The 19026-nt window shown below is 38.8% G+C and carries 15 protein-coding genes; 12 read left to right on the top strand and 3 right to left on the bottom strand.

Going from position 1 to position 19026, the window contains the following annotated elements:
* Positions 1-8: 8 nt before the first annotated feature.
* Complete coding sequence (locus tag ACQ334_RS06985) at positions 9-1733, bottom strand: nickel-dependent hydrogenase large subunit (RefSeq protein ID WP_430987465.1); 1725 nt, start codon at positions 1731-1733, stop codon at positions 9-11.
* A gap of 23 nt (positions 1734-1756) precedes the next feature.
* A complete protein-coding gene (locus ACQ334_RS06980) occupies positions 1757-2890 on the bottom strand; it encodes a hydrogenase small subunit (RefSeq protein ID WP_430987464.1) in 1134 nt (377 codons plus the stop codon).
* 160 nt (positions 2891-3050) lie between these two features.
* Here ACQ334_RS06980 and ACQ334_RS06975 point away from each other — a divergent pair, with 160 nt between their 5' ends.
* The 8 genes from ACQ334_RS06975 (at position 3051) to ACQ334_RS06940 (ending at position 9782) form a co-directional block, all read left to right on the top strand.
* The gene (locus ACQ334_RS06975; RefSeq protein WP_430987463.1) at positions 3051-3257 is read left to right on the top strand and encodes a hypothetical protein; all 207 of its coding nucleotides are present in this window, start codon (positions 3051-3053) and stop codon (positions 3255-3257) included.
* Between the two features lie 7 nt (positions 3258-3264).
* The gene (locus ACQ334_RS06970; protein ID WP_430987462.1) at positions 3265-3612 is read left to right on the top strand and encodes a hydrogenase maturation nickel metallochaperone HypA; all 348 of its coding nucleotides are present in this window, start codon (positions 3265-3267) and stop codon (positions 3610-3612) included.
* A 24-nt stretch (positions 3613-3636) separates the two neighbouring features.
* Positions 3637-4395, top strand: coding sequence for a hydrogenase nickel incorporation protein HypB (gene hypB / locus ACQ334_RS06965; protein WP_430987461.1), 759 nt, complete (start codon positions 3637-3639; stop codon positions 4393-4395).
* A gap of 6 nt (positions 4396-4401) precedes the next feature.
* A complete protein-coding gene (gene hypF / locus ACQ334_RS06960) occupies positions 4402-6747 on the top strand; it encodes a carbamoyltransferase HypF (protein WP_430987460.1) in 2346 nt (781 codons plus the stop codon).
* 9 nt (positions 6748-6756) lie between these two features.
* Positions 6757-7014 (top strand): HypC/HybG/HupF family hydrogenase formation chaperone, encoded by a 258-nt coding sequence (locus ACQ334_RS06955; RefSeq protein ID WP_430987459.1) that lies wholly within the window; start codon positions 6757-6759, stop codon positions 7012-7014.
* Positions 7015-7031: 17 nt separating this feature from the next.
* Positions 7032-8165 (top strand): hydrogenase formation protein HypD, encoded by a 1134-nt coding sequence (gene hypD, locus ACQ334_RS06950; protein WP_430987458.1) that lies wholly within the window; start codon positions 7032-7034, stop codon positions 8163-8165.
* A 34-nt stretch (positions 8166-8199) separates the two neighbouring features.
* The gene (gene hypE, locus ACQ334_RS06945; protein ID WP_430987457.1) at positions 8200-9237 is read left to right on the top strand and encodes a hydrogenase expression/formation protein HypE; all 1038 of its coding nucleotides are present in this window, start codon (positions 8200-8202) and stop codon (positions 9235-9237) included.
* 221 nt (positions 9238-9458) lie between these two features.
* Positions 9459-9782 (top strand): hypothetical protein, encoded by a 324-nt coding sequence (locus tag ACQ334_RS06940; protein ID WP_430987456.1) that lies wholly within the window; start codon positions 9459-9461, stop codon positions 9780-9782.
* A 15-nt stretch (positions 9783-9797) separates the two neighbouring features.
* On the opposite strand, the gene ACQ334_RS06935 is transcribed toward ACQ334_RS06940, so the two are convergent.
* Positions 9798-12080, bottom strand: coding sequence for a PAS domain S-box protein (locus ACQ334_RS06935; RefSeq protein ID WP_430987455.1), 2283 nt, complete (start codon positions 12078-12080; stop codon positions 9798-9800).
* A gap of 233 nt (positions 12081-12313) precedes the next feature.
* Here ACQ334_RS06935 and ACQ334_RS06930 point away from each other — a divergent pair, with 233 nt between their 5' ends.
* The 4 genes from ACQ334_RS06930 to ACQ334_RS06915 all read left to right on the top strand — a co-directional run bounded on the left by ACQ334_RS06930 (position 12314) and on the right by ACQ334_RS06915 (position 18999).
* Entirely contained in the window at positions 12314-12940 is a 627-nt protein-coding gene (locus ACQ334_RS06930; protein ID WP_430987454.1) for a response regulator, read from the top strand.
* Positions 12941-13157: 217 nt separating this feature from the next.
* Complete coding sequence (locus ACQ334_RS06925) at positions 13158-13748, top strand: hypothetical protein (protein ID WP_430987453.1); 591 nt, start codon at positions 13158-13160, stop codon at positions 13746-13748.
* Positions 13699-14301, top strand: coding sequence for a hypothetical protein (locus ACQ334_RS06920; protein ID WP_430987452.1), 603 nt, complete (start codon positions 13699-13701; stop codon positions 14299-14301). Before ACQ334_RS06925 ends, ACQ334_RS06920 begins: the two co-directional genes overlap by 50 nt.
* Positions 14302-14397: 96 nt before the next feature.
* Positions 14398-18999, top strand: a complete 4602-nt coding sequence (locus ACQ334_RS06915) for a beta strand repeat-containing protein (protein WP_430987451.1) — start codon at positions 14398-14400, stop codon at positions 18997-18999.
* Positions 19000-19026: the final 27 nt, after the last annotated feature.

Below are 19026 nucleotides of genomic sequence, written 5' to 3'. Positions count from 1 at the left end.
TTTAGCAATTAATCTCCCAAAATACTGATGCGGCTGATGTGTTTACCATCTTCATCATAGATGTGAACGCTGCAGGCCATGCAGGGGTCAAAACTGTGAATGGTTCTGATAATTTCCAGTGGCTGATTTTCATCTGCAACAGGTGTTCCTATCAAAGAAGATTCATAAGCAGACATCTGCCCTTTATTATCTCTTGGTGATGCATTCCATGTGGTAGGTACCACTAACTGATAATTAGCTATCTTTTCATCTGCTATGTTTATCCAGTGTGCCAATGCGCCACGTGGTGCTTCTGTATGCCCTACACCTTTTGCAGTTTTAGGCCAGGTGGCAGGATCAAATTTGCCCATCTCTGCCATACGGGTATCGCCATTTTTAATATTGGTGATCAGCTGATCAAAGAATTCTAATCCCCATTGTGCGGTCAACACACTTTCTAATCCACGGGCTGCTGTTCTTCCTAAGGTAGAGAACAGGGCTGCTATCGGAACATCAAGATCTTTCAAAGCCTTATCTACAACTTCTTTAAAATCTTCTCTTCCTCTTGCATAACCCACAAGCATACGTGCTAATGGGCCTACTTCCATTGCATTACCTTTCCATCTTGGTGTTTTAAGGTAACTGTAATCTTTACTGGTATCTAAATTTTCAAATGGTGGCTTGGGACCGGTATATTTTATTTTACTTTCACCCTCCCATGGATGCAGGCCTTTATCCTTTCCTTCTTTGTATTCGTACCAGCTATGTGTAATAAATTCCTGCACTTCTTCTTCCTTACGCAGGTCAACATCATATACTTTACTTACGTCTTTATTTAAAATGGCTCCACCCGGGAATTTATAAGAGGCAGGATCTCTGTATCCATTTGTTGGCAGATCGCCATACACCAGGTAATTTCCTAAACCTCCACCAATAGCGCCCCAGTCTTTGTAAAAAGAAGCAATGGCCATCAGGTCGGGGATATATACTTGTTCAATAAATTCTTTTCCTTGTTGCAATAACTGTCCCACATAGGCCAAACGTTCTGCATTAATACCACTTACATCATCCATACTGATAGCACAAGCCATTCCTCCAACCAGGTAATTCGGGTGCGGATTTTTTCCACCAAATATGGCATGTATTTTTACAATTTCTTTTTGCCATTCTAATGCTTCAAGGTAATGTGCAAGGCCAATAAGATTTACTTCTGCAGGTAATTTGTAAGCAGGGTGCCCCCAATAACCATTGGCAAAAATGCCCAGCTGCCCGCTCTCTACAAATTTCTTTACCCTTGTTTGAATATCACTGAAATAACCCGGAGAACTTTTTGGCCATTTGGAAATGCTTTGTGCAAGCTCTGATGTTTTTTTAGGATCTGCTTTTAATGCATTCACCACATCCACCCAATCCATAGCATGCAGATGATAAAAATGCACCACATGGTCATGCATGTATTGAGAACAGAACATAATGTTTCTTACCAATTCTGCGTTGGGAGGAATAACAATATCCAGTGCATCTTCTACACAACGCACAGAAGTTAAAGAATGAATAGAAGTACATACACCACAAACCCTTCCTACAAATGCCCAGGCATCTCTGGGGTCCCTGCCCCTTAAAATTTCTTCCAGTAAACGTACCATTGTTCCACTACTGTAAGCATCGGTTATTTTACCGCTTTCAATATCGGCTTCTATTCTTAAGTGACCTTCAATCCTGGTTATGGGGTCAACTACTATTCTTTTACTCATATAGCAATTTTATTTTTTATGAATCAAGATTTTAATTCCTGTTCGCTTTGCTTTCCTTCTTTTTCAAGATTGAAAATGAGGTTGTGCTTACGTACATTAGTGGCAATAGCATGAGCAGCGATAGCAACACCGGTACCTACCAGTGCAACTTTACCTAATGTGTCTGCATTAGCTTCTATACCAAATCCGGCAAAGGCAGATGCTCTCTCATATAGCCTGCCATTATCCCAGTAATTTTCTTCACTGCATCCGATACAAGGATGGCCGGATTGAATCGGGTAGCTGGTGCCGTTATTCCATTTCATTACACCACATGCATTATAAGTTGATGGCCCTTTGCAGCCCACTTTATATAAGCAATAGCCTTTTTTGGCACTATCATCATCAAAGGTTTCTACAAATAAACCGGCATCGTAGAATGGCCTGCGGTAGCAACTGTCGTGGACCCGTTTGCTGTAAAAAGCTTTTGGCCTTCCCAGCCTGTCCAGTTCGGGAATTTTTCCAAAAGTTACCAGGTGTACAATTACACCGGCCATTACTTCACCTATCGGAGGACAACCAGGTACTTTAATTAATGGCACATTACCTTTTAATAATTTATGGATTGGTGTTGCCTTTGTAGGATTTGGTTTTGCAGATTGTACACAACCATTGCTGGCGCAACTGCCCCAGGCAATAATAGCTTTAGCACCAGCTGCAGCTTCTTCCAGGATCTGCATCGATGTTTTACCACCGATCATACAATACACGCCATCTGCACCAGTTGGTACACTACCTTCCACACAAAGAATATATTCGCCTTTATATTTTTCCATGGTGTTTTTCATAGCAGCTTCTGCCTGAAAGCCCGACGCTGCCATCAGCGTTTCGGTATAATCCAATGAAATTTTGTCTAATAAAATATCTGCTACAATAGGATGCGAAGAGCGGATAAAACTTTCGCTGCAACAGGTACATTCCTGGAAGTGTAACCAGATCACCGGTATACGTGGTTTGGTTTCCATTGCTTTTATAACCTGACCGATAGCGGATTGCTCTAAGCCCATAAAGGCTGCCATCATTGTAACAAAGCCAAGAAAGTCACGACGTGTATAACCTTTCCTTTCCACCTCCTGGTAATAAGTGGGTTGTGTTTTTACAGAAGCATTGTTAGTCATGAAGAATATTTTAATGGTGAGAGAGAATCGTTAATAGGTAGTAAAGCTATTTTTCTGCACTTCTAAATTTTATGACTTTTTTCATTTTTAAATATGACATTGGTCATCGCTGTAATTCAGGCTGCTTGTTACTTTTAGTCCATTATCTAAAAATTGCAGTATGAAAAAAATGATTGTTGCTTTAGTGCTTATTGTTTTGTGTATGCCTTTGGTAAGCCTTGCACATCCCGGCCATGGAGAAACTGGCGGATTTACTATTACCCATTATTTTACTGAACCGGTACATGTGATCGTTTCTTTAGTTGCATTGGCCGGCGTGATCCTTTATACCCGTTATTTAAATAAAGCTGAACAGCGCAATAAATAAACTTGCTATGCATGAACTTTCTATTGTGCTGAGCATTGTGGGCATTGCTCAGCAGCAGGCTGCTGCTGCAAATGCAAGAACCATTGAAGAAATTGAAATAGATATCGGTTGCTTGAGTACTATAGAAATGAATGCTTTTGAATTTGCATGGCAACAGGGAGTAAAGCAAACCATATTGGAACAAGCTGCTAAAAAGATCAACCGTATTAAAGGCAAAGCAATATGCCCGGATTGTGATGCGGTTTTTGCAATAGAAAATGTATATGATGCCTGCCCGGTTTGTAGCGGGCATTTAATTAATATCATCGAAGGAAAGGAACTAAGGGTGAGATCTTTAGTAGTTGCAGAAGAATAATTATAAAAAATAAACAGATACTATATGTGTGCAACATGCGGATGCGACAGTAATGGAAATGTAACCATCCACGAACCTGGTCATCAACATCATCACGATGACCATACCCATACTCATCAGAAAAAAGTGGTAGATGTGGAGCAGGATATTTTGCATGAAAATAATTTACTGGCACAAAGGAACAGGGGGTATTTTGATGCAAAGAATATTTTAGCACTAAACTTAGTCAGTTCTCCCGGATCCGGCAAAACATCTTTGTTAGAAAGAACCTTAACTGATTGTAAGGGCCAATTAGAATTTGCTGTGATTGAAGGCGATCAGCAAACGACCAATGATGCCGACCGTATTCATGCTACCGGAACAAAAGTAGTACAAATAAATACCGGCAAAGGTTGCCACCTTGATGCACACATGGTAATGCATGCAGTGCAGGGTATGAAGCCCAAAGAAAATAGTGTGTTGTTTATTGAAAATGTAGGTAACCTTGTTTGCCCTGCTATGTTCGACCTTGGTGAAAAAGAACGTGTGGTGATCATCAGTGTAACAGAAGGGGATGATAAACCGTTGAAGTATCCTGATATGTTTCACTCTTCTACCTTATGCATCATTAATAAAACAGACCTGCTTCCTTATGTGCCATTTGACATTGAGAAAGTAAAGGCCAATGCAAAAAAAGTAAATCATCATTTAGAAATTATTGAATTGAGTTGTACAAGTGGAGAGGGGTTGCAGCTTTGGTATGATTGGTTGAAAACAAAAATATTAATACCCGAAACCATTTAATATACTATGCACACTTACCACATTCATATAAAAGGTATAGTACAAGGCGTCGGTTTTCGGCCCTATGTATGCAGGGTAGCTGAAAAATTTCATATCAATGGTTTTGTAAGTAATGCCAGTGATGGTGTACATGTAGAATGCAATGCTTTGCCCGAAGTGGTTAAAGTGTTTTATCAGCAGATCATCAACGATCCTCCTTCTAACGCAGTAATAACATCTCATCATCTTGAAGAAATACCGGTAAAAATATTTTGTTCATTTGGTATCAGGCAGAGTGTGCATGATACCAAGCCTGATCTGTTGCTGACACCTGATATTGCCTTGTGTGATAATTGCAGGCACGAATTATTAACTGCAGATAATAAAAGATTTCAATATGCCTTTACTACTTGTTTAAATTGCGGTCCACGTTATTCTATTACTACAGCTTTACCTTACGACAGGGAGCATACTACCATGAATGAACTGGTGATGTGCCCTTCTTGCACTACAGAATATAACGATATACACGATCAAAGGCATTACAGCCAAACGAATTCCTGTAAGGATTGTGCAGTGCCGATGCATTGGTACAGCTCTTCTAAAATATGTTTAAGTAGTGATGCAAATACCATACAAGAACATGTGATGGAAGAATTGGGAAAGGGCCGCATTGTTGCCGTTAAAGGAATTGGAGGCTATTTATTATTGTGTGATGCTACTAATGAAACTGCAGTACATTCTTTAAGAACAAGAAAACAAAGGCCTGCAAAACCTTTTGCATTGTTGTATTCCAATATTGAAATGGCTGATGGGGATGTGTGTTTACATTCATTTGAAATAAATGCATTGCATGATAAATCTGCACCAATAGTTTTATGCAGTATGAAAGCAGTTTCAGCTAACCATATTTGCAAAGAAATGATTGCACCGGGTTTGGATAAAATCGGCCTGATGTTACCCTGCTCTCCATTGCTTTTATTAATTGCAACAGCTTTTGGAAAACCGTTAATTGCTACAAGTGGCAATATAAGCGGCTCCCCCATTATTTATAAAGACAAAGATGCTTTACTGAATTTATTTGAAGTAGCAGATTTTGTATTGACCTACGAAAGAGATATTGTAGCACCACAAGATGATAGTGTGATTCAGTTTACTAAAAGCGGGCAAAAAATAGTATTGCGCAGAAGCAGGGGTTTAGCACCTGATTATTTTCCTAACCCATTTGCAGTTAGTGAAAGTGTATTATTAGCCATGGGTAGTGAATTAAAAAGTGCTTTCTCCATTGCAGATCAGAATAATTTATACATCAGCCAATACCTTGGCGACCAGGGTTCGCTGGAATCGCAAATGTCTTATAAAAAAACATTGCAACATTTCACATCATTGATCCAGGCAGCGCCACAACATATTCTTATTGATAAACACCCCGGATATTTTGTTTCGCAATTAGGTAAAGAAATGGCGCACACAAAAAATATTCCATTGACAACAATACAACATCATAAAGCACATTTTGGAGCTGTACTTGCAGAGAATAATTTATTGCAAACTAATGCGCCGGTATTGGGTTTTGTATGGGATGGTACCGGTTACGGAGATGATGGACAGATATGGGGAGGAGAAATATTTATGTATGAAGATGGTGAAATGGAACGTGTGGCACAACTCGATTATTTTCCGCAATTACTGGGCGATAAAATGAGCAAAGAGCCGAGATTATCGGCATTAAGTGTATTAAAAAATCTGCAACATAAACAAGCTGTTATTCAAAAATATTTTTCGGTACAGGAATGGAAATATTACCAGCAACTGATACAACAACATGATTCTTTATTAACCAGTAGCATGGGAAGGTTTTTAGATGGTATCGCTTCAATATTGGGTATCTGTCAACATAATACTTACGAAGGAGAAGCTGCAATGAAATTAGAAGTATTGGCAGCAAGTTGCCTGGAAAAATCAACTTCAGATTATTACCCGGTGCTGTTGCAGAAAAATCGCCTGGACTGGAATCCCTTTTTAACCGCATTGCTTAGCGACCAGGAGCAAGGAAAAGATATCGCTGCCATAGCATGGAAAGTATTTTTCTCTTTGTATAAAATGATTGAACAGGTGATTCATTATTTTGGTGTAGATAATGTCGCATTTAGTGGCGGCGTTTTTCAAAATGCATTGCTGGTACATTTATTAACTGAAAATATTTCTCCTGCAATAAAATTATATTTCCACCGGCAGCTTAGTCCTAATGACGAATGCATAGGCTTTGGACAGATAGCTTGTTTTGAAATGGAAAATAAAAATGAAAAGTCAAAAGTGAAAGCTTCTGAAAAAAATAAAATAGTAGCCAACCAATTTCAGCTCACCGATTAAATCAACGATATGTGCTTAGCTATTCCCGGTAAAATATTGTCCATCACTAATCAACTGGATGAAACATTTCGTTTTGGAAAAGTTTCTTTTGGCGGAATTACTAAAGAAGTGAATTTATGTATGGTGCCGGATGCAAAGATTGATGATTATGTATTGGTGCATGTTGGCGTTGCTATAAGTGTAGTAGATAAGGAAGAAGCGCATAAAGTGTTTAGCTACCTGAAAGAAATGGGAGAGGTGGAAGAGCTTGAACAGGACCGATTGTAAACTTTAATGTATCACTAATGAAATATTTATCAGAATACCGTGATCCTGAATTGGCCGAAGAATTTATAAAAGAAATTCACCGCATCACTACAAAGCCATGGACACTGATGGAAATTTGTGGAGGCCAGACACATAGTTTGGTTAAGAATGGTATTTTAGACATGCTACCCGATAAGATCACCATGGTACATGGCCCTGGTTGCCCGGTTTGTGTTACCAGTGTTAGTGTAATTGATGAAGCTGTTTATTTGGCGCAACAACCCAATGTAATTGTATGTTCTTTTGGTGATATGTTGCGTGTGCCCGGCAGCCATAAAAATTTATTGGAAGTAAAAGCTGAAGGCGCAGATGTGCGTATTTTATATTCTCCTTTAGAAGCTGTTGTAGTAGCAAAAGAAAATCCGGAAAAAGAAATTGTTTTTTTTGCAGTGGGTTTTGAAACCACAGCTCCTGCCAATGCATTAAGTGTGGTGCAGGCAAACAAAATGGGCATTGAAAATTATAGCATTTTAGCATCGCATGTTTTAGTACCACCTGCAATGGAAGCCATCTTAAGTGATGCTGAAAATAAGATTGATGCATTTTTAGCAGCAGGTCATGTGTGTACTATTATGGGTATGGAAGAATACTATCCTGTAGCAGCAAAATATAAAACACCAATTGTTGTAACGGGCTTTGAACCTGTTGATTTATTGCAGGGTATTTTAATGGCAGTACAACAGTTAGAAAAGGGTGAATACAAAGTAGAGAACCAGTATGCCAGGTATGTGCTGCGTGAGGGTAATAAGATGGCGCAGGATACCATTAATGAAGTATTTACTATTAGCGACAGGATATGGCGTGGTATTGGCCCCATTGCACAAAGTGGTTACGAAGTAAATGAACAATATAAAAAATTTAATGCCAGGCTAAAATTCAATATTGATCTGCCTGTAGCATTAGAAAATAAAGAATGCATCAGCGGTGCTATTATGAAAGGATTAAAGAAACCAAAGCAATGCCCCAACTTTGGTACCAGGTGCAAACCCGAACATCCTTTGGGTGCGCCGATGGTAAGCAGTGAAGGCGCCTGCGCTGCATATTATCATTATGCACAGGAAGATGAATTGGTAATGGCAGCTGATAAACAAATACAAGGGGGTTATCTCTAAAAATTATTAATTATTTATTACTCAATTATCCATTATGAATCTCGCCTGCCCCATGCCTAAATTTGATTTTGATGTGATTACATTAGGCCATGGCAGCGGAGGATTATTGACGCACCGCCTATTACAAAGTGGTGTGTTTGATATTTTTAAAAATGAGCTGCTGGATCAGCAACACGATGGCGCTAGTTTTTATTTAGAAGGAAATATTGCATTCAGCACTGATAGTTATGTGATAGCACCCATATTTTTTCCGGGTGGCAATATCGGCGACCTGGCTATTAATGGTACAGTAAACGATTTAGCGATGTGTGGTGCCAAAGCAAAATATTTATCCTTGGCATTTATTATTGAAGAAGGATTTACAATGCAGGAGTTTTGGAAAGTGCTGGTTAGTATTAAAGAGGCTGCCACTAAAGCCAATATACAAATTGTAACAGGCGATACTAAAGTAGTGGAGAAAGGAAAGGGAGATAAAATTTTTATCAACACTTCTGGTATTGGTGTCATTCATCCCAAAGCAAAAATTCATCACAACAATATTGAAGAAGGCGATGTAATAATTGTGAGTGGCAATATTGCTTCGCATGGAATTGCCATTATGAGTTTGCGTAAAGGATTGGAATTTGAAACCACCATTGAAAGTGATACCATTAATCTGAATCATACCATTATTGCACTCATAGAAAAATTTGGAAGCGATATTAAATTTCTCCGTGACCCCACACGTGGTGGCATTGCTTCGGTATTGAATGAGATTGCCGAAATAACAAAACTTGGTTTTTACATTGAACAGAAATTAATTCCCATTGATGAGCAGGTAGATGGTGCCTGTGAAATGCTGGGGCTGGATCCCTTGTATGTTGCCAATGAGGGTTTATTTATTGCAGTTGTAAAAAAAGAAATAGCCAAAGATTTTCTGCAGCAACTGAAACAAGAAAATACAGGAATTAACGCCGCAATCATCGGATCAGTTACAACCGGTTACCCCGGCAAGGTGATTTTAAAAAGCCGTATTGGCGGAACACGTGTAGTAAATTATTTAACCGGGGAGCAGTTACCCAGGATTTGTTAAATAATGTGTTTTGTTACATCTTTTCCTTCTTACATTTCGCAATTATGAAGTAAACTTGTAGATGCTAAAACAAGTTGCACTTTTAAATACCCAAAAGCGAACTTTCAAACTCTAAATCTTACCCACAATAAACTAAATGTGGAAATTACTGTAATTTTTGCGTAAAAATACTTTGCTATTTCAGTATATATACTATATTTGATTATAAATCAAATTCATATATGGTGGATTTAGAGCTTACCGAAATCACTATGGCAGGAGTACAACATTTAGAAAATTGGTTAAAGGAAAATGGATACAGCAGCACCATTGATATCTGGCAGCCCGGAACTGCTGATATTAAGGCAGATGGGAAGGGAGAGAATATCCTTATCCAGGCCAAAACGGTGTTGCATCCAAATGAACAAATACCGTTAAACGGAACCGATAAGTTTGCTTTAAAGGAAATGGCAGCCAGGCTGGATCGTATTCCTTATATTGCTTATGTAGTAATAGATGATGAAAAGAACCTTGTAGGCGAAATTATCTGGGAAAGACTGAATTAGTAGTAATGACAGGATTTATTTAAAACCGAAGGTTGTAAAACAAACGGTCATTATGCAACCTTCGCCGGGCTTAGACAGAATGCTTACTTTACCATTGTTTACCTCTGATCTGCTTATTATATTTTTCAATCCTACCCCATTTCTTTTTTTAGACGTATCGAAGCCGATGCCGTCATCTTCTATACAAACACAGAGTTGTTCTTCTTTTTGTGTTATGTTGATAATGGCATGAGTGGCATGTGCATGTTTAATGATATTGTTTAATTGCTCCTGCACAATTCTGAAAATAGTGAGTTTCAGTTTTTTATTTAATGAGTTTTCATCAAACTCAATCCAGTTGTTTTTTATATGGAGTGTATTTACAGAACGGATATGTTGTACAAGGTCATTTATTGCTTCCTGTAAACCAATTTCTTCCAGCGATGGGGGTAGGAGTGAATTAGATAGCTTTCTTATTTCATACATTGCTTTTTCGGTAAGCATTTTACTTTCCCCGATTAATTTTGCGCTGAATTTTTTTTGTACCTGCGCACACTCCAGGTATAATTTTGCAGTGGCCAGTATCTGGTTGATATTATCGTGTAATTCCTGTCCTATTTCAACACGTTCTTTTTCCTGCCCTGTTATTACTGCATCTGTTATTTGCTTTTGCCTTATTTTTCTTTCTTCAAGTAAACTATTTTCCAGCTGCACTTTTTCAGTAACATTATTACCTAATGCCAGTACCGCTTTTTTTTCATTGTAGATAATGTCGTGAGAAGATACTTCTATTATTATTTTGGTACCTGCTTTTGTAACATGATGCCACCGCATTGATTTTTTTAACAGGTTGTTATTCCTGGCCTGGCTTACTACTTCTGCAAATATGCTTTGTTCTGCTTCAGGATAAATATCCAGGATGGTCAACTGCAAAAACTCTTCTCTTTGATAACCATATAATGCAATAGCAGTATCATTTACTTCAATGATTTTTAAATAGGTAGTATCCCAGATAATAATACTGGAAGGGTTGTTATTAAAAAGATAGCGGTAACTTTCAACTGAATTTTGTAATAGTACTTCGGCCATTTTATGCTCCAGAATTACTGCTAAAATATTTCTTGCCCTTTCTATAGTTTTTTCTTCGTCTGCTGTTGGGGTTTTTATTGTAGTATAATAAATGGCAAATGTGCCCATTACTTCTTTTTTTGAATTGAAGATGGGAAACGACCAGCAGGAGCGTAAGCCTTCCTGCAAAGCATAATTTTTATAATCAACCCACCTGCTATCATTTTCAATATCGGTAACAATCACTTTTTCTTTTTTAAAGGCAGCTGTTCCGCAAGAGCCCGCCGAAGCTCCAATAGATACGCCTTCAATTACGGCACAATATTTTTCAGGTAAAGATGGCGATGCCCAGTTATATAGTTTATTATCTTTTAGTTTAAGTACCGAACATATCATACCCGTATGTATTTGTTCAATAGCTTTAAGATAGTAGCTTAAGTTAGTCTCCAGGTTACTGTTAGTACGGGTATTACTTTCTAAAAATTCTTTTTCTATTCTTTCCAACTCTCTCAGGCGGCGGGTTTCGGTGATGTTTTTAAAGAAAATGGATATGCCGGATGCATGTGGACAGATCGTTATTTCCAGCCAGATATTTTCTTTGGCATAATATTCTTCAAAATTTATGGGTGTTTTTTTACGGAGTGTTTTCTTATACTTGGAGTAAATATTTTTTTTATTGGGACTATTATAAAAAAGCCAGAAATTTTTTCCGATAATGGTCTCATTCGGGATACCTGTTATCTTTTCCAATTGGCTGTTCCAGCATTTTACGGTCCAGTTATTATCAACAGTAAAAAAACCATCGGTAATACTATCCAGCACTTGTTGCAGATCTTTTTCAATTTTCTTTTGCTCAGTTAAGTTATTTACAATGGTGCTTGTTCTTACCTGGCCCAAAGCATTAGTAAAAAATGCAGAAAAGACTGAAACCGGAAAACGGTCTCCATTTTTTTTAATTCCGGTTGCTTCTACACGGGCAAAGCCATTTTTTTCTCTTTGCTTTAAAGCCATTAAAAAACCCGGGTCGCTATGATCGATCAGATCTCTCCTGGTGATTGTTTTAAATTCTTCCGTGCTATACCCAAACATTGTAGTGGCTGCTTCATTAGTTTCTAAGATTGTACCATCAGGAATAGTAAGAAAGAAAGCACTCAAAGATTGCTCAATCAGTACCTCGTATTTATGCCCGGCAGCATTCATTGCAAATAAACTACCTGCAGCGTCAGGGTAACCAGAGTATAAATTTTTCATAATTAGATACACGCCAGGTGTTGCCGGGCTGATTAAGGTTTATGGTATGCTATACCATCAGCTAAAAAATTTACTGTGCTTGTTTGGATTTAAAACAATATTTCTATTGGCAATTACTTACTCTTTTAAAAGCAAACAATCAATGATTTGTAAGTTATATAGATAAAAATTAGTTTTTTGTAGAAATAATTCTATCTTTATAATAACCTTATCACCCTTAAATCCTACTTGACTTGAAAAAATTCCTGATAGTAGACGACCATGTAATTGTTCGTTCCGGAATAAAATTCCTCTTAGCAGAAATTTATCAACTTGCCGAAATACATGAAGCATCTGATGGCGATAGTGCTACAGAAAAATTAAAAGAACACCAGTTTGATCTGATAATGCTTGATATTCAGATGCCTAAGACAGATTCTTTTGGTTTAATGGAATATATACATATAAAGTATCCTCAGGCAAGGGTGTTGGTTTTTTCGGTAAGTGCCGAAAATACCTATGCCAGAAGGTTTATGAAGGCCGGTGCCTATGGCTTTGTATCTAAAGAAGCGCCACTGGAAGAAATCATAAAGGCAATTAACCTGGTACTTAACGATAGAAAATACATCAGCGAATCACTGGCTTATAAAATTGCAGAAGATTCATTTGCAGGAAGGTCCGATAATCCGTTTAATAAACTCTCTCCAAGAGAATTTGAAATAGTATCATTATTACTAAGTGGCCAAACAGTAAGCGATATATCCCAGTCGCTCAATATTCAAACTTCTACCGTAGGTACGCACAAAGCAAGGTTGTTTGAAAAATTAAGTATCACCAACATACTCGAACTTAAAGAGCTGGCTACAGCGTATAATTTGTAATAAAAACAGAGCGGCTTTCATTGTTTCTTTTCAATACTTTCTGCAAAAGCAGGCCCCGTCATGCTATACACTATAGCAATAATAGAATTCTTTCTACAGCAGAATAGCAATTCACGCTACATTTTATTTTTTTTTATTTGATGTATTTTACAATTGCATATTACGGGGTTTATCCAATAGTCCTGTAACAACAATATCCTAACATAAAAAACCAATTATGAGTAAGTCCAAGACTCGTAAGATCTCTATTTATCTGAAGATAGATGAGAACAGCATAGAAGAATACTTCAATCCTCACGACCCTGCCCGGTTAGACCGGAGGCAATTAAGCAATGAGTTTCAGGAATACCTTACTGCATCTGTAGCATGCGCCGGACGGCATACCGCTATTGATTATAAAGTTTTTTGCAGCGAATCAGGTGGCATGCGTTTTATGGTTGAGCCACTGATGAGGACTATCCGCCGCCATTTTCAAATTCAGAAATTATTAAAGGAAACAGAATTCAAAAAATTCAAAAGGAAGAATTATATCCTTTTGATGTTCAGCATTCTTATTGTAATGTTTTGCCAGGGTGTTGTACCCAACTTGTTTGGGCAAGACCACAGGATACATTCCATGTTCAGCAATGCGATAGATGTTTTTAGCTGGGTGGTATTATGGAAGCCGATTGAGAGACTGATCTTTTACTGGAATCCTTATTTAAAAGAGATACTGTTGTTTGACAAGATGCAGAATGGTAAAGTAAATATTATTGAAAGTGAAGAAGAACTTATTAATCATCACCTGGAGCATGTTGATGCAGCTTAATGCAACAGCACAATCTAAAAGTGGTATTGAGAATTATAATTTTCTCAGTAGTAAGGAAGCGTATGTATGGATGCCATTGGTACATCATGTAAGTAAAAAAGGTATTTATACAGAGATGCGGTATAATTACGAGGCAGTTGGAGCAGCATCATTGTACCTGGGAAAGAGCTTTACTAAAAAGGGTACAATTAATTATACGCTTACGCCAATGCTGGGATTAGTGATGGGCCGCTATAACGGTGGTTCGATGGCTTTAAATATGGAACTGGAGCATAAAAAAACTTTTGCGTCGATGCAAACACAATATACAGTGAGTAGTGATGCAGTAAAAGATAATTTCTTTTTTAACTGGACGGAAATAGGGTACCAACCTTTAAAATGGTTGTTTACCGGAGTAAGTACGCAACAAACAATACAATATGGAGGTGATGTGCAGTCGGAATATGGAATACTAACCGGGTTTGTAGTAAAAAAAATTACTATTCCGGTATATGTATTTAACCCTTTAAATAAAAACAGAAATTTTATCATCGGGATCAATACAGAATGGTAATAAAATATTTTTCATCACGCAGGAAGTAAAAAATAACCGCTGCCTGTATATTAATAACTATTGAATCAACCAAATCCAAATCCATAAATCCAGTTTATGAAAAAACCAATCATCACCATCATGGCATTATTATATGCCGCAATCTCTTTCGCCCAGGTTGGCGTTGGAACCATTACACCTAATTCAACGCTAGATGTCCGTGGTTCAATGTCTACCAATTACAGGGCATTTACCGCAAGTACTACTGCGGCTTCCACCGATAACCTTTTGGTGTTTACCGGTACCAGCGCTGCTACAGTAACATTACCTACAGCAGTAGGTTGCGATGGAAGAAGTTACATGATAAAAAATGCAAGCACTACCGGCCCTACACCGGTACTTACCATTGCTACTACTTCGGCGCAAACCATTGACGGTGCTGCTTCGTGGACGCTCACTTCGGCCAACGAAAGTATAACACTGATTAGTAATGGCGCTAACTGGCATATTACTACACAAAGAACGCCAGGTACAGTATCAAACGATTGGACACAAGACGGTAATAGTCTTAGTGCAGTAAAATCATTAGGTACTACCAGTAATCATTCACTGCCGTTTATTACTAATAATACTGAAAAAATGCGTCTTACCAATACCGGTAGTCTTGGTATTGCTACAGCAACGCCTAATTCAACATTTGATGTCAGAGGGTCGGTGTCTACCAATTACAGGGCTTTTACTGCAAATACTGCAGCAGCTGCAACGGATAACCTTTTGGTGTTTACCGGTACCAGCGCTGCTACAGTAACATTGCCCACAGCAGTGGGTTGCGATGGCAGAAGTTATGTGATAAAAAATGCAAGTACAACAGGCCCAACGCCGGTACTTACTATTGCAACCACTTCGGCACAAACTATTGATGGAGCTGCTTCATGGACGCTTACTGCAGCAAATAAAAGTGTTACTATAATCAGTAACGGGAGTAACTGGCATGTTACAACAGAAAGTACACCCGGTGCTGCAAGTACGCAATGGACACAAGATGGAGATAATGTCAGCTCAGTAAAATCACTGGGTACTACCAGTAATTATTCGCTGCCGTTCATTACTAATAATACAGAAAAAATGCGTCTTACCAATGCAGGTAGCCTGGGTATATCTACTGCCACTCCTAATTCAACATTTGATGTTAGAGGATCGGTGTCTACCAATTACAGGGCTTTTACTGCAAATACTGCAGCAGCTTCCACCGATAACCTTTTGGTGTTTACCGGTACCAGCGCTGCTACAGTAACATTGCCCACAGCAGTAGGTTGCGACGGACGTAGTTATATGATAAAGAATGCCAGTGCTACCGGCCCCACGCCGGTGCTTAGCATTGCCACTACCTCGGCAGAAACTATTGATGGTGCTGCTTCATGGTCATTGACTTCGGTTAATGAAACCGTAACACTGATCAGCAATGGTGCAAACTGGATGGTATCGGCACAAAGCCTGCCCGGTGGTTCAGGAACCAACTGGTCGCAAAATGGTAACTCAGTAGCTTCTTTAAAATCCATTGGTACCATCAGTAACTATTCTCTGCCTTTTATAACTAATAATACAGAAAAAATGCGGCTTACCAATACCGGTAGTCTTGGTGTGGGTACATCAACTTTTAACGCAACTAACCCCGAAAAATTATTGGTAGATGCTGGTACTACTACTTCGGTAAATGCCATAGTAGGTAAAGGGTCAATAGACAGTTATTTGCAATTGAATATTCAGAATAATTCTGCCGGCACAAGTTCATCATCAGATGTGGTAGCAACAGCTAACAATGGAGATGAAACCACTAACTATGTTGATATGGGGATTAATGGTGGCAATAATGCCAGTGGTGTAATGGGAGCAGCTAACGATGCGTATTTATATAATATGGGTCAGAACATGTTGATAGGAACAGGAACAGCATCAAAATCATTAGCGTTTTTAACAGGAGGAACCTCTCAATCAGCTAATGAAAGAATGCGTATTGACGGAACAGGTAAAGTAGGTATTGGTACCAACGCTATTCCCAAAGCAGCAATTGGTGCAGCTAAATTTGCCATTGAAGGAACCGGTTCGTCATTAAGTGGCCCGCATTTACAATTCACTACTTCGGCAGATAACTATCCTTTATCACAATATTTACATTGGTCACACGATGCCGTTTACCATACTTATGATGCTTATTTTGATGGCGCCTGGAAAAGCTCTACTACAACAGGTGGTAATTTTGTAGAGGGAAAAGAGAATGGAAGGTATTACTGGCAATATGCAAATACCAACACTCAAGGTGGTGCAATTACATGGAACAATGGTATTGCTTTAACTAACACCGGCACTGTTGGAATTGGAACAGCTACCTTCAACGCCACTAATCCTGAAAAATTAGTAGTTGATGCCGGCACCACTACTTCTGTAAATGCTATTGTAGGTAAAGGAAGTATCAACAACTACCTGCAATTGAATATTCAAAATCAATCAGCTGGTACTGCTTCTTCATCAGATGTTGTGGCCACAGCCAATAATGGTGATGAAACGACTAATTATATCGACATGGGTATAAATGGTAGTGGTAATACCAGTGGTGTGATGGGTAATGCTAATGATGGTTATTTATACAATGTGGGGCAGAACCTTTTAATGGGAACTGCAACTCCATCAAAATCGCTGGTATTTATGACTGGTGGTACTACACAATCCACTAATGAAAGAATGCGTATTGATGGGAACGGAAATGTGGGTATCGGAAATACAAGCCCTGCTTATAAATTACAGGTAACTGCAGCAAGCAACCCATTGTATTTAGGCGGTGTGCAAACAGGCGCAGGTACTGATAGTGTGGTAACTATCAACAATGGTGTTATCAGAAAAATTAGCGCTGCCGCAGCTGCGGCTAATGCCTGGTCTTTAACAGGTAATGCAGGTACAACTCCGGGCACAAACTTTATAGGAACAACAGATGCCCAATCTTTAATTCTAAAAGAAAATGCCACACAGGTAGGAAAATTTGATGCCAACTCCATTGCTTTTGGTAATGGTGCAACAATTAATAACGCTACTAACTCATATGTATTTGGTACTTCAGCCAATGTAGGATTTAATAAAAATCATGCGTATGCTATTGGTAGCAGTGCCACAGTAACTGCCGACAGCTCTTTTGCAATTGGTATTGGTGCAGCCGCCAACGGAGGTAACTCATTGGCAATAGGTAATGGTGCTGCGGCAAACAATACTAATTCGGTAGCGCTTGGTAAAAGTGCAATAACTGCATATAGTATAACCGATGCGTTGGCTCTTGGTACTAATGCCACTGCAAACAATTCCAATTCAATTGCAATAGGCGGAAACAGTACATTGGCAAATAAAACTGTAACAAATGCTACCAGTGCTATTGCTATCGGAACGGGTGCTGTTGCTAACAGTACAAATGCTATTGCTTTCGGTACAGGTTCATCAACCGGTTTTAGTCTTACCAATCCGGTAGCTATTGGTGTTAACAGTTTGGTTAATGGCAGTAATGGAGTGGCTGTTGGTAATGGTGCTTCTATTGGCAATATTGCTAATGCTACGGCATTAGGTGCCGGTGCATCAGTATCCAGCACCGGAACAAACTCTACAGCTATTGGTTACAACGCTTCTGCAACTTTGGCTAATGAAGTAATCATTGGCGACCGTGGTAACAGCAGCTTATCTGTAGGCATTGGTACAGAAACTTTTTCAGGTACCAACCGTGAAAAATTATTGGTAGACGCTGGAACAACTACATCAGTAAATGCAATTGTAGGTAAAGGTTCTATTGATAGTTACCTGCAATTGAATATTCAGAATAATTCTGCCGGTACCAGTGCATCATCTGATGTAGTGGCCACAGCTAATAATGGTAACGAAACAAGCAACTATATTGATATGGGTATTAATGGAGGTAGTTATACAGGTGGTGTAATGGGTGCTGCTAATGACGGCTACCTGTACACTATGGGAAATAATTTTCTGCTTGGTACTGCTAATGCATCAAAATCACTGGTGTTTATGACTGGCGGTACTACTCAATCCACTAATGAAAGGATGCGTATAGATGGTAGTGGTAACGTTGGTATTGGTACTAATACACCCACAGCTAATTTTCATGTAGCCACTACTGCAACAACTTCAAGTACAATTGCACAGTTTTTGGCGCCTGGCTTAACCACTAGCAATGCTACTTATTTAAAATTGGGTAAGTCACTTTCTACCGGCGATCAGGCAGATATTGTTTACAATTGGACGGGTGCCAACAGTAACTCCAATTACCTGGGTTTTGGTTTTTACAGTAAACCTATTTCAATGGCTGTAACCAATGGAGGAAATGTTGGTGTAGGAACTACCACACCAGCTTCTACTTTAGAAGTTAATGGCAGCCTTGCATTGGCAATTACTACTAAAACGGCTACTTATACAGCCACTGCCAGCGATCATACTATAATATGTAATAACACCGGGGCTGCTATCACTATCAACCTTCCTGCAGCAGCAGGTTGTTCAGGAAGGGTATATGTGGTTAAGAAAATTTCAGGAATGTTGCTTAACGTAACTATTGATCCCAATGCTTCAGAAACTGTTGATGGGGTTACTACGAGAGTATTAACAACGCAGTACGAAAGTGTAATGATACAATCGGACGGAGCTAACTGGTTTATATTATCAAAAAACTAAACTGGTATTTATTACTTCACTACTATT

The organism is Ferruginibacter sp. SUN106, assembly GCF_050611765.1.
In the GTDB taxonomy this organism is placed as follows: domain Bacteria; phylum Bacteroidota; class Bacteroidia; order Chitinophagales; family Chitinophagaceae; genus Ferruginibacter.
This window is presented reverse-complemented; position numbering and strand designations above follow the sequence as displayed.